This is a genomic window from Pseudomonas sp. VS40 (genome assembly GCF_018587885.1).
Lineage (GTDB): Bacteria > Pseudomonadota > Gammaproteobacteria > Pseudomonadales > Pseudomonadaceae > Aquipseudomonas > Aquipseudomonas pergaminensis.
This window is the reverse complement of record NZ_JAGYWD010000002.1, coordinates 595,756-607,684: the sequence shown is the minus strand read 5'-3', so window position 1 is coordinate 607,684 and position 11,929 is coordinate 595,756. Positions and strand designations below refer to the sequence as shown.

The following is an 11,929-nucleotide window of genomic DNA, read 5'->3' as shown; positions in this document are numbered from 1 at the left end:
CCAAGCGAAACGGCGGTCGAAGTCAGGTCATCGCTGACCGACCACTATTGGCCGGTGGCCATCGGGCGTATCAGTGTTCTCATAAATTACCGGTGCAGCGCTTTGGCAGTAGGCTTCACATCGTGCGCGCAAGGACGATATTTATTACTGGTTCGGCGATGACAACGCCCCACGCCATCGTGTTGTCCACGGCAAGCGGCCCGCTCACATCGAGACGAGTCGCTTCTTCGTCCAGCTCTAAATGCCACCGGAAATTGCTCCATTCGGTAAGGGAAGGTGGCCGGATTGGATGTTGACGCATCATGCCCGGCCGCTCCTTTTACTTCGGTGTAGAAACTTCTTTTACATAGGCCTGACAGGCCCGCAGTGCGATCAATCCTTGGTCGCCGGCATCGGTGATTCCGATAATTCGTTGAGCATGCGCTGGGTCAAGTTGGGCGCTTGTGGTGCCATGAACCACGCGGCCGGTGGCGGTGGTGGCAGGCACTGAACTGTTGCTTTTGGTATCGGTGGCGGCGAGGACGACTGACAACCGCAGATCAGCAGTAGCCAGGCGATCACGCAGACGAGCTTGCTTGGTTTGCTCATCGGTTAATTCCTTGTAATGGGTTTCATCTTTGTCTTGCAGGCGTTGCTCAAGGGCGAAGCGCTTGTCCTGCTCGTTGCGCTGTTGGGCAGCAGCAGCCCGGGATAACTCGCCGAGGGTGTCAGCGTGCTGCCTGGCCTGGCGCTCCAACTGCTGACCGTAACACCAACCTTGCGCGGTCCAGGCCAACGCAGCAGATCCGACCGCCAACATCACCAGCAATGTGCTGACCGCCACGAGCCGGTATCGCGTCGGGATCAGGTCGAAGAGACGCATAACACCGCCCTCGCCCGGCCCCACAGCTGCAGCCGATCTTCCAGGCCGTTGAGCCCGCCATTGATACGGCGGGTGATGGTGTTGAACTGATCTTGATCCGTGAGTGCGTTCAACCTGTTCACCGACCAGAACCACGCTGCCGACTCAGCCGCCCATTGCGGCAGCTCAAGCAGCTCAGGCGTGCGCAGTAAACGCTCATCACCAAACAGCGCCAAGCTGCAGCGCAAGTAGTTGTCATGACCGGTAATCTGGATCAGCCCACGGCCGCGACAATCCGACAACCGCAAGGAACTCAAGCCGCTAAGAAGAGCATTTGAGAGCACCCCTATTGAGTCGATCACGCCTCAAGTAGTAGCGCAGTACCGTGACGCCAGGACGGCAAAGGTCAGGGCCAACCGTGAGATCGCTCTGCTCTCCCATGCATTTACCATTGCACGCGAATGGGAGGTGACTGACAAAGCAAACCCTTGCTTTGGCGTTCGCCGCAACAAGGAAAAGCCACGGGACTATTATGCCGGTGAAACCGTATGGAACGCGGTATACGCGGAAGCGGTACAGGAGCTCAAGGACGCGATGGATCTGGCCTACCTGACCGGCCAACGTCCCGCCGATGTGCTCAAGATTGCAGCCACCGACTTGAACAATGGCTTTTTGCTGATTGGTCAGGGCAAGACCGAAAAACGTCTCCGTCTTCGTTTGGAGGATGCCGGAATCCAATCCGGACTGAGTAGCTTTATCGACGACCTGCAAGAACGCAGAGCCGTCAATGGAATCCGCACGTCAACCTTGATAACAAACGCTTCTGGACTTCGTATGAGCCAGCAGATGCTGCGTAATCGGTGGGACGACGCACGAGAGAAGGCAGCAATCAAAGCGTTAGCTGATGGTGATCCTACGCTGGCGACGAGCATTCGTCAGTTTCAATTCAAGGATATCCGGCCAAAAGCTGCTAGCGAGATCGAGTTGACGCACGCGAGCCGCCTACTAGGTCATTCCACAGAGGAAATGACCAAGAAGGTATATCGGAGAGTCGGTGAAATTGTGAAGCCTACGAAATGACCCGTTGCTACCTATACGATAGGCAGAAAACGGCCAAAAGCGGACGGTCATTCTGTCTGTCGGGCGGAACAGTGCTTGGACATGGGACGCCGTTAACTCGGCACGTTCCAGATTTCGGCGGCTCTGGAGTTGGACAACGCGGTCATAGCGACCCAAAAGGTCGCTTAAGGTTTCACGATAAGCGAACTTTTGCAGCGGCTGATACCGAGGTCAACACCGATACCTAAATCGATGAGACGTTACATACTTAATCTGAAATAGGATTTTCTTAAGCAGGCGTAGTCCTAAGACCTACATGTGTGTAGCGGCTTTAAAAAACTTTGCGGACACCAATTTATGAAGCTCCCGACACAATATCGATCCCGGGTAGGGAGAATTGGTTGCGAACAAGATCAATCATCTGCCGTAATCCCGCTGGCATCTGCTTACGACTTGGATAGTAAATACACAACGGCGGGCCCTCCGACATCCATTGCGGCAGTACAATTTCCAGCTCTCCTCTTTCGACGTAACACTGCGCGAGGGCCTCGAGCATATACGCGAAACCAACCCCATCAACAGCGGCGCTGATTCGAGCACTAGTCTGATTTAGGCAAACTGACCCTTTAACTTCCAATGAAATCATTGACTCGCCGCTGCCCAACTCCCAGTTGAACAAAGTCCCATCACCAAGACGATTAAGGATGCATGGAACGTTTAATAGGTCTTGAGGTACTTTCGGCCTACCATGGAGCCTCAGACAAGCAGGAGACGCCACCACCACCCAATTCAAACGCGGGGTCAATGGCACTGAAATCATATCTTTCGGCACGCGCTCGCCATAACGAACACCCGCGTCATAGCCCTCAGCAACAATGTCGACGAAACGGTCGTCAACACTGAGCTCGAAATCGATCTTGGGGAACTCGGCCATAAACTTGGCCAGCACCGGTCGGAACAAAAGCGGCACAGCATCCTGCAACGCGTTCACCCGCAAGGTACCTATCGGAAAATGCCGAAGTACCTCCAGCTCGCCCAGTGCTTCGTCAATAGCCGAAAACCCCGTCTCCAGCCGTTTCGCCAGCACCGCACCGGCCGGTGTTGCGATCAACGCTCGGGTAGTGCGGTTAAATAACCGCACCCCCAGCCTGTTTTCAAGCTTGCGCATGGTATGGCTTAGTGCCGATGTGGTGACTCCCAGCTCAACGGCAGCCTTTCGGAAACTGCCCCAGCGCATGATAGTGACGAAGACACGCAGGTCCGCCAATTCCGATCGGGCATTCCTAGACATGCTCGCCCCCTTCCTTTTCGGCTACTCAGAGTGCCGACGATACGCGCCAAAGATCAGTCCCGCCATCCACCGCGTGGATGTTGATCGCAGCCAATTCTTCAACGGTAAAATCAAGATTTTTCAGAGCACCCAATGAATTGTCGAGTTGTTCAACTGTCCGCGCACCTATCAACGCTGAGGTGACAGCCGGATCACGCAACACCCACGCAATCGCCATCTGGGCTAGGGTCTGGCCGCGCTCCTTGGCAATTTCGTTCAACGCACGAATACGCTCGATGTTAGTATGATTAAGCATCTCATCACGGAAAGAACCGTTGCGCGTAATACGCGAATCGGTCGGAACACCCTGCAGGTACTTGTCGCTCAACAGTCCCTGGGCAAGCGGTGAGAAGGCGATACAACCAGTTCCCAATTCCGTAAGCGTGTCGAGCAAACCGTTTTCAATCCAGCGATTGAACATCGAATAATTCGGCTGATGGATAAATAGCGGGATACGCTCTTCTGCAAGGATCGCGGCGGCCTGTCGCGTCAACTCTGGCGAGTAGCTAGAAATGCCGATGTACATAGCCTTGCCTTGTTTATGGACTTGCGCCAGTGCTCGCATTGTTTCTTCAAGCGGCGTAGTAGGGTCAACACGATGCGAATAGAACACATCGACATAATCGAGCCCCATGCGTTTGAGGGATTGGTCGAGGCTGGCAATCAGATACTTGCGACTGCCTCCAATTCCGCCGTACGGACCCGGCCACATGTCCCACCCCGCTTTCGTCGAGATGAACAGCTCATCTCGGTAAGCCTGGAAATCCTGACTCAGGATACGACCAAAGTTTTCTTCGGCTGATCCGGGCGGCGGGCCATAATTGTTGGCTAGGTCAAAGTGCGTAATTCCCGCATCAAAGGCGCGGCGCAAAATCGCGCGGCCGGTTTCGTAAATATCAGTGCCCCCAAAATTTTGCCACAGGCCAAGAGAAATAACAGGCAGGTCGATGCCGCTTCTACCGCAACGGCGAAAAGGCATTTGACCATTGTAGCGTTCTGTTGATGGACGATAAGTCATGATGGGTTCTCAGTAGATGGACGGAAGAAAATCCGGCTCAGACGAAGCCAATTACAGGAAAATCATACCGACTCAATATCCTTCCAGGGCAGGACAAAACTCAACAATTCGGTGAGCTGCGCTCAACTATCATGAGATATAAACCGAAGACTGAAACCATCTAAAAAAGCCTACCGTGCTAATCAACAGCATCACCCACTCTTGAACACGACTTAGCGCGAAAACTTCTGCGGTACTGATGCATTGAGCGCTCTCGCACGAAGGGCACAGAAGTTCTAATCAGGAGGGTGGTCGGTATAGCAATGCCGCCCACGATAAAAACGCGGTGCGCAAACGGCCACTACCATAAAGTTATGTCTCTATTTTTTAGCGTAACTCACTCCAAATGTAATACATCGAAAGAGTTATTGTATTAAATGCGCGCTCAACAAAAAAAATTCAACACGACTGTGAAAATCACTCAAAAGGCCTTGCGCTATTATTCAGCTTCTTCCATTTGGAGCGCTTAGAATGTTAAAGCCTTTAGCGAGACGAACCTTTATCAACCTACTGTTGGTTACCGCAATGGGAGGCGCTGTGGCCAGCCCAACTTATGCTGACTCACCACTTACACAAGCAACAAGCTTTAAATCTTATAGCAATAAAGATTTTTATAAGAACGGCGTGTTCCAAAAAGATGTCGCCAAGGCCGCGGTACGCGAAATGCTCGAAACCTTTCACGAACCTTGGACTCCGTTAATGGAAAGTAAAATATGGGTGAGTGATTTCGGACTGGGTGACTACCAACATGTTGGGCTGGCAAGCGTGACCTGGTTTAACAACCAAGAACATGGCTATTTCGCAATGTCTATGTATCTGTTGCCGGGCCAAATGATCCCTGAACATATCCATCGACCCATAGTTTCGCCACCAGCTAAACCGGCGAAAGATGAATCGTGGAGAGTTTTCCATGGTTGGGTTTACAACTTCTCAGAGATCGGCACTCCGACACCGAACCTTCCCGCCATTCCAAAATCTTTCGGGCCAATAATAAGTAAAAACATGTCGGTACTACACGCCGGTGATATAGCATCACTGAAGAAGACCGAGACCTGGCACTTCATGATGGCGGGACCGCAGGGCGCACTAGTGGATGAGTACGGTAGCAACCATGACCGCCGAGGGTGGTTTTCATCCAATCCTAAGGTTCATCCGACCGACTGAAAACTCAGTAGGAGGGTCGCTGCTCGCTCAGCCACCCTCCCTCTCAACGCTTTAATGACGACTCAAGGCTGCAAAGTGGCGACGGATGTTTTTGCCTGCTCTGGAGTCAGCACCGCCTGGCCTGCGGGCCTTCCGCTGGCTGACAAGAGCAGTGCCAGGACATCTGCATAATCTTTATCGCTCATACTTCCCGGGTCATTCGCAGGCATTTTTGTCGAGATAAAGAAATAAAGCTCACCCAATGTTTTCATTTTAAAGGAGGCAATCGAATATGGATTTCCGGGATTGCTGCCATGACATTTCGAGCAAACATTTGAAAATATTTGCTGCCCATGACTAACCTGCGAAGCGGTGAAGGATTCGATGGGCTCTGCAACCGTCACCTTCGGCAACACACTAAACATCACAAAGCTTAGATAGAAGCCTATTCGAATACTCATATAAACCTCGTTGAGATAAATGCATAATATTGGGCTTGCCCTTGCGCCGTTCAGCGTTTATTTGAACGTGCTCTATCCTGCCATCTACAGCGAAAAATATATATTCCAGCAACAGTGAAAAATATTCAGCGACTTAGTGATTGGAGTTCATCACTCTATGACAAGCTTAACACCGCACTACTTAGGCGAACTAAATATAACTTGCGCAGCGCTTTCCAGAAATATGACGGCGCAACTAGCGGGCTTAGATCTCTTTGGGCTATGGAGTGTATTTTCTAAGTCTTGCGCATACACTGATCGTCACAGCCCTATTTATTTAGATTTTGAGAGGTACAGCAAAAAAAAAGGACGCGCCGTATAAGACGGATGAAGGCGCTACAAATTTACGCGACGGAGTATTAGTTGAAAAAAACTTGGCACTCTTAGTTGATGCGACATATTAGCCACAAAGCAAATATCCCATAACCTACTGCCAAGTCCTTTTCTCAAAATAATAAAAGGTAAACAGTCATAGTAATAATCCACGAGCTTGGGCACAGCCTAGTCTGAGAGGCCACTTTTGGCCGTTAGCTGCCTGTCGTCAGGGGCAGCAGTCGACCACGAAAGAGCCTTCGACCTCGATATAGGCCGAGATGCCACCCCCTTGTCCGACGCGATGGATTGGAGCGCTTAGGTTGCATCATGATCAGTTGTCGATGCTCGAAGGTATGCGCGACGAACAACCCCGGCCTAATTCATCACCCAGAACGGGTTAATCATGAGCAACCGCTTCCGAAATGACAGAAAATCTATCCAATAAATAAAGCTGCCCAGTGTCCCCATCAAACTTCGCACGCTACTTGCAAATCAGTGGTGCTATTTTTTTTACAGGCTCCCGATGCGGCGCGCCATCGAGAATGCTTAGTTTGCTGATCTCGAATTTGCAGCCGTTCGATGTATTGCTCACTAGGACAACTTCATATTGCGACCCAGGTTCAGTGCGAAAGCTTAAACCGCCAAGGCAGCGCCCTGGGAAATGGGTAACAGCAATGTTGATCGTTTGACCTCCTTTGAACGAGTATTCTGCTGCCTCTCGCGAGTTCGGATCGGGAGAATCAATCATTCCAATTCTTTTGGGCTCTCGCGCGCGCAGTGACTCTATAAAGTTGTCGACGTGATTGTCAGAAACCACAAGTGCACCGTTGTTGCAGTCTGTCTCGGGGTATAGGTTAATCCACCCCATCTCTCGCGGCGAAACAAAACGAACCTTAGTTGAAGATTCGCTACTGCCCTCGACTATTGGAATATTCTGAGACACACACCCTGCTGTTCCGACGAGCAATAACAAACTAAGAAATGATAAATTTAACCTCATGCTCCCCTCCTTGGATTTAATCAAAGGTATTTGTTTCTTTATACTCAGCTTTGACCGCGGCTCCGTCCATCACAGGTTTGGCTGTGAATAGATAGGTCTTGCCAGGTTTGGCTTCGACTCTAACCAAGGGAAAGGCTATGCCGTATCCATAATTGATTCTTAATGCTACACCGTATATCCCAGGAGCCACTTTTATTTGACCGTAATCCACAAGAGAATTGGGCTCTAACACAGGTTTTCCCACGACTGGATATATAGCAATCACAGTGGTTGATAATCCGCCCCAAGACCAATCATTATCGGACTTGAAGTAGGCGCTTGCATCATTAGCAAGCCCCTCCGCTCCACGAGCCACAACTTTTTGTGAGCATCCTGATATCTGAACTGCAAAGGCGAGTACACTTACAAGATAGAAAAGTTTTTTCATGGCTTCCTGCCAACTCAGACAACGTTAAAGTCGGAAATAACGCTCATACGAGATTTTAAAAGTGGACATCGATGATCGAAACTGCTGACTTTAATGAAAAGCAACATGCTGACCTCACTATTATTATATTTAGGATCGCAGTTTGCGACCGTCTCAATTTTCATCTCTTCAATAATATTCCCATTGAAGAGCTAAACAATTCATAAAATGATAGGGCGATTTGATATCACACTGCCACTGCGCAGTCAACGTCTTGTTATGGTCCGTATAGCAGGCAGATTTTGCTGTCGCCTGCGGCATTTTCAGATTATGAATGAGGAACAGTTGGTGGAGATGAGCCATCGGCTCTATAGGTCAGTGCTCGATGCCCGCTTTTGGCCGTTAGTGGACGCTTAGGCTCCTTAGTCTCGAGCACAATCTCACGTACAATCGAGGAGAGGGATACCGATAACGGCGTCTTGAATTTCCCGAAAAAAGGTAGGGTTGCGGAAGCGATCCGAAAAATTGCGGAAGCGATGACCAAATCCCAGACAATAAAAAACCCCGTAGACGTTAATCTACGGGGTTTTTAAGAGTGGAGGCCGAGGTCGGAATCGAACCGGCGTAGGCGGATTTGCAATCCGCTGCATAACCATTTTGCTACTCGGCCTCAAACGATCAATGTCCCAATTGCTGACACTCACCGCATAAAAACTTGAGTGGGCTGTAAAACCCTGCCTCTACTCTAACTCATTGAATACATTGAAGTTTTTAATGCTTCGTTGCGTTCGATGGGCGCCATTATGTACGTATTTACGTATGCGTGCAACCCCTTGATTTCAAAAATATTTCGTATTGGCATCAAGGGGTTGCGCGCCTGCCCTACTCCTTGATGCGCAGTTGTTGGTACTGCGGGTCGGCCTTGATTTGGGCTTCGGTGAAGGGTAATGGGCTGAGGTTTTTCTGGGAGAACGCTTGGGTCTGGTCCTTGGAATGCGCGGAAGCCGGGTTAGCGGACTCGGAAAATGCGAGGACGCCCTGGGCATGCGGGCCTTGGTCGTCGAAGGTGACGATTTGCAGGTAGCTGGTGCCACTGACCACTTCGCGTTTGCCGTCGGCGCGGGGCACGGTTTGCATGGCGTTGTAGATTCCAAGTTCCTGCGGGCCGCCGTGGATCGGGGTTTGGCCGGAAACCTGGATGTCGCCCCATTTACTGTTGGCGGTCAGGCCGAGTTTGGCGACGTCGGCCGTCGAAGCCAACATGGCTTCGCGCAGGGCCTCGGCGACATCGGCGCGGTCGATGGCCAGGCCGCGTGGGGTGGTGAGGGGCTGGGCCGGGTCGAAGGCGACACGCCAGGCGTCGGGGATCTGCTGCAGGTGCTCCACCAGGTTGATGAAGTGCACCAGGCCAATGCCGCTGTCGAGGTTGGCGCGCTGGTCCCAGTTTTTCAGGCTGCTGCACAGCGGCTGCAGGGTGGCGGCGTCGGCACCAAGGTGTTTGGCGCAGAACTGCAGCAGGTCGGGCAGGACTTGGCCGGCCAGGTACACCTCGTTGTCCATCACCATGTTTTGCAGGTCGGTGACGCTGATCGGTTTTGTCAACGATTGCAGGCGCTGCAGGGCGAAACGCGCGCGCGGGCCGAGGCCGATGTGGTCTTGGCTGATCACCGGGGAGAACCCGGTGAGCGGCGCCTCGGGGTTGGCCAGCCACGCCGAATCGTTGGAGTGCTGGACGTAGTCGGTGCGTTGCAGTTGCGGCAACTGGTCAGCCGCAACGATGCCGGGCTGGGCGGCGCGCGGGTCGATGTCCCAGGCACAGGCACTGCGGGCGCCGTCGAGCATGATCAGCTGCAGGCCGGCGCGCGGGTCGCTGCACTGCGCCAGTTTGGCCGCGCTGACGTTGGGTACCACCGACTGGTTCATATACAGGCTCTGGCCCTGGTCATCGGCGGCCAGGGTGTTGACCCACGGAATGCCTTGCAGGGTGTGCACCGAGGTTTTCAGCTCTTCGAGGCTGGAGGCGCGGTTCATCGCGTACCACTGTTGCAGCACGCGGTCGTTGCCCAGGTTGGCGTCACGCAGGCTGAAGGCGTACTGGCTGTCCCAGTCGAGTTTGCCCGGCCATTGCACCACCGGACCGAATTGCGAGCTGTACACCGCGCGCGACTGGTCCTTGAGGCTGCCATCCGCTTGTTTGACCTGCACGGTCAGCGTGGTTTTATCCAACGGCACCGATTTGCCGTCGAGCAGGTAGCGCGTGGGATCCTTGGGGTCCAGGGTCAGGCGATAAAGCGTGAAGTGTTTGGACGTATCCACCGTATGGGTCCACGCCACATGCGTGTTAAAGCCGATATTGATCACCGGCAGGCCCGGCAACGCAGCGCCCATTACATCCAACTGACCGGGGATGGTCAGGTGCATCTGATAAAAACGCATGCCCCCCACCCAAGGGAAATGCGGATTGGCCAGCAGCATGCCGCGCCCATTGAACGAGCGATCACGCCCCACCGCCACCGCATTACTGCCGCGATCAAAGGCGAAGCGCTGCTGGTTGGCGGCAGCAAGCTCAAAAGCCTTGGCGTTGGTTTCCACACGGGCGGTCGCTTGAGGCGGCGTCGCGCCGACCAGAGCTTCGGCGAATTGCCCTACCCCGCCTTCTACCAAAAGCCGACGGGTCAATTTGACCAAATCCGCCGCCACCAGTGGTCGCACCCAGGCCGCTTGGCACTGTGCGGGAGCGCCCTGCTCTTTCAGGTAGCGGTTGTAGCCGGCCACGTAACCTTCGATACGCTGTTGGATCTGCGGGCTTTGCGCTTTCCAGAACGCGGCGACCGATTCCGGCGTATTGAGCCACGTGAAAAACACATCACTGGCCAGGTTATTGCGCTCTTCCAGGGTCGCCTGCTCAGGGCCGAAATACTTCGCGCGCTGGCCATTCACCGTGACCACTTCGTTGGCCAGCAGGCACAGGTTGTCCTGGGCGTAGGCGTAGCCAATGCCAAAGCCCAGGCCACGCTCATCATTGGCGCGGATATGCGGTACGCCGTAACTGGTACGACGGATGTCGGCCGACGCTTGCGTCACGTGTTCCCGCGCCGAGGCGGCCAGGCTCAGCCCCAGCAACACCCCGGCCACATACACCCTGGACAACCCATTGGAAATAATCACGCAGACTCCACCGTCAGATTTAACCGCCTCACAAGGGGTAACAACCCCACCGTAAGAACGCAAATCACCGGGAATAATTTAGCGCGAGGGCAGGATTATTTAAGGCAGCGCGAATGTGACAAAACCGATACCGACAAAATTTCTACATCCGGCACTTCATGATTTTGCACGCTCGTTCGTCTTATTAAGTAAGAGCGCTCATTTTTTCCTGATCAGGCTCTGAAAAGGAGTTTTTGCATGTACAACCCGCAAGTGCCCACGGATGGACATTCATCGGCTGCCGAGGCCAATTTTGGCAACGGCACACAAGCGTTCGGCAAAGCGCCCGAACAACAAGGCAACCAGCGTATTCGCCACCTGCTCAAGTGTTTTGGCTTGCGCACCAGCCTGATCCGGCTGAAGGTCATCGACGCCCTGCTCACCGCTGCCGACAACCAGCGCACCCTCGGCGTGCGCGGTGTGCACAGCCATTTGCTGGAGCTGGGCATCCCGTTGTCGTTTCTGAGCGTGCGCGAAGTGCTCAAGCGCCTGTGCAGCGAGGGCGTGATCACCCTCAATACGGATAAAAGCTACAGCCTCCATGAAGAGGCTGCCAAGGTGCTCGACGGTCGCGCCTGAGGGGCGACCTGTCGCTTAGAGCTTGACCTTGCGGCGCATGATGCCGTTGATCACCACCACAACCACTGCGACAGCGATGGCGATGGTCTGGAATGTCTTCTCACTGATAACCCCGGTGTTCTGCAAGTAGGACAGGCCAAACATCGTCGCCAGTACGGCCAGGGCAATCAGAATCGAATATTTCAAGCGCTGCTTTTGTGTCATGACGGGGTCCTGTAGACGTGGCATGGATCGGGATAAATAGGCGCCCATATTACAGACGATGAAAAACTTTGGCGCGTCTGACACGCACCTCGATAAACCTTCCCCTCCGGTAAAGCTGAAAATATTCCCTCACACTACAACGCTGACGCTGTAGCGGGCACGGGACTCACTGCATACAACCGCTTCATCGGCCCTCATCTACATCAGATCTTGCAAACCACGGTACCTACAGACGGAACGTGAACGGGCGTTTTCCGCACCTAGCAATGCGCCAAGGGAAAGCCCCCC

Annotated in this window: 12 protein-coding genes, 1 tRNA gene and 1 pseudogene; 3 read left to right on the top strand and 11 right to left on the bottom strand. The window is 53.3% G+C overall.

Annotated features, from left to right (window positions below):
* Window positions 1-115: 115 nt before the first annotated feature.
* The 3 genes and pseudogenes from KHP07_RS07785 to KHP07_RS07775 form a co-directional block, all read right to left on the bottom strand.
* Entirely contained in the window at window positions 116-304 is a 189-nt protein-coding gene (locus KHP07_RS07785; protein WP_078048599.1) for a hypothetical protein, read from the bottom strand.
* 15 nt (window positions 305-319) lie between these two features.
* Window positions 320-862, bottom strand: coding sequence for a lysis system spanin subunit (locus tag KHP07_RS07780; protein ID WP_214496942.1), 543 nt, complete (start codon window positions 860-862; stop codon window positions 320-322).
* Window positions 844-1,131 (bottom strand): annotated as a pseudogene (locus KHP07_RS07775) (glycoside hydrolase family 19 protein); the annotation flags it as partial. The gene KHP07_RS07780 and the pseudogene KHP07_RS07775, both read right to left, overlap by 19 nt.
* Here KHP07_RS07775 and KHP07_RS07770 point away from each other — a divergent pair.
* Window positions 1,109-1,921, top strand: a complete 813-nt coding sequence (locus KHP07_RS07770) for a tyrosine-type recombinase/integrase (RefSeq protein ID WP_352152396.1) — start codon at window positions 1,109-1,111, stop codon at window positions 1,919-1,921. The pseudogene KHP07_RS07775 and the gene KHP07_RS07770 overlap by 23 nt on opposite strands.
* A gap of 334 nt (window positions 1,922-2,255) precedes the next feature.
* Here the strand turns inward: KHP07_RS07770 and KHP07_RS07765 are convergent, their stop codons facing one another.
* On the bottom strand, window positions 2,256-3,191 hold the full coding sequence (locus KHP07_RS07765) for a LysR family transcriptional regulator (protein ID WP_078048600.1): 936 nt from the start codon (window positions 3,189-3,191) through the stop codon (window positions 2,256-2,258).
* Between the two features lie 25 nt (window positions 3,192-3,216).
* Window positions 3,217-4,248 (bottom strand): L-glyceraldehyde 3-phosphate reductase, encoded by a 1,032-nt coding sequence (gene mgrA, locus KHP07_RS07760; protein ID WP_183704066.1) that lies wholly within the window; start codon window positions 4,246-4,248, stop codon window positions 3,217-3,219.
* A 510-nt stretch (window positions 4,249-4,758) separates the two neighbouring features.
* Between mgrA and KHP07_RS07755 the strand changes: the two genes are divergently transcribed.
* Complete coding sequence (locus KHP07_RS07755; protein WP_078048602.1) at window positions 4,759-5,451, top strand: cupin domain-containing protein; 693 nt, start codon at window positions 4,759-4,761, stop codon at window positions 5,449-5,451.
* 62 nt (window positions 5,452-5,513) lie between these two features.
* Here KHP07_RS07755 and KHP07_RS07750 read toward each other — a convergent pair whose 3' ends face one another.
* The 5 genes from KHP07_RS07750 to pvdQ all read right to left on the bottom strand — a co-directional run bounded on the left by KHP07_RS07750 (window position 5,514) and on the right by pvdQ (window position 10,819).
* Window positions 5,514-5,891 (bottom strand): c-type cytochrome, encoded by a 378-nt coding sequence (locus KHP07_RS07750; protein ID WP_214496941.1) that lies wholly within the window; start codon window positions 5,889-5,891, stop codon window positions 5,514-5,516.
* Window positions 5,892-6,726: 835 nt separating this feature from the next.
* Window positions 6,727-7,245, bottom strand: coding sequence for a hypothetical protein (locus tag KHP07_RS07745; RefSeq protein WP_214496940.1), 519 nt, complete (start codon window positions 7,243-7,245; stop codon window positions 6,727-6,729).
* A gap of 16 nt (window positions 7,246-7,261) precedes the next feature.
* A complete protein-coding gene (locus tag KHP07_RS07740) occupies window positions 7,262-7,672 on the bottom strand; it encodes a hypothetical protein (RefSeq protein WP_214496939.1) in 411 nt (136 codons plus the stop codon).
* Window positions 7,673-8,247: 575 nt separating this feature from the next.
* Window positions 8,248-8,321, bottom strand: a tRNA-Cys gene (locus KHP07_RS07735).
* A gap of 212 nt (window positions 8,322-8,533) precedes the next feature.
* Window positions 8,534-10,819, bottom strand: a complete 2,286-nt coding sequence (gene pvdQ, locus KHP07_RS07730) for a bifunctional acylase PvdQ (RefSeq protein ID WP_214496938.1) — start codon at window positions 10,817-10,819, stop codon at window positions 8,534-8,536.
* A gap of 237 nt (window positions 10,820-11,056) precedes the next feature.
* On the opposite strand from pvdQ, the gene KHP07_RS07725 reads away from it, so the two are divergent.
* Window positions 11,057-11,437, top strand: a complete 381-nt coding sequence (locus KHP07_RS07725) for a fe2+ zn2+ uptake regulation protein (RefSeq protein ID WP_078048604.1) — start codon at window positions 11,057-11,059, stop codon at window positions 11,435-11,437.
* Window positions 11,438-11,452: 15 nt separating this feature from the next.
* On the opposite strand, the gene KHP07_RS07720 is transcribed toward KHP07_RS07725, so the two are convergent.
* Window positions 11,453-11,641 carry a hypothetical protein gene (locus tag KHP07_RS07720; RefSeq protein ID WP_010210250.1) on the bottom strand — a complete coding sequence of 63 codons (189 nt, stop codon included), beginning with the start codon at window positions 11,639-11,641 and terminating at the stop codon, window positions 11,453-11,455.
* Between the last annotated feature and the right edge of the window lie 288 nt (window positions 11,642-11,929).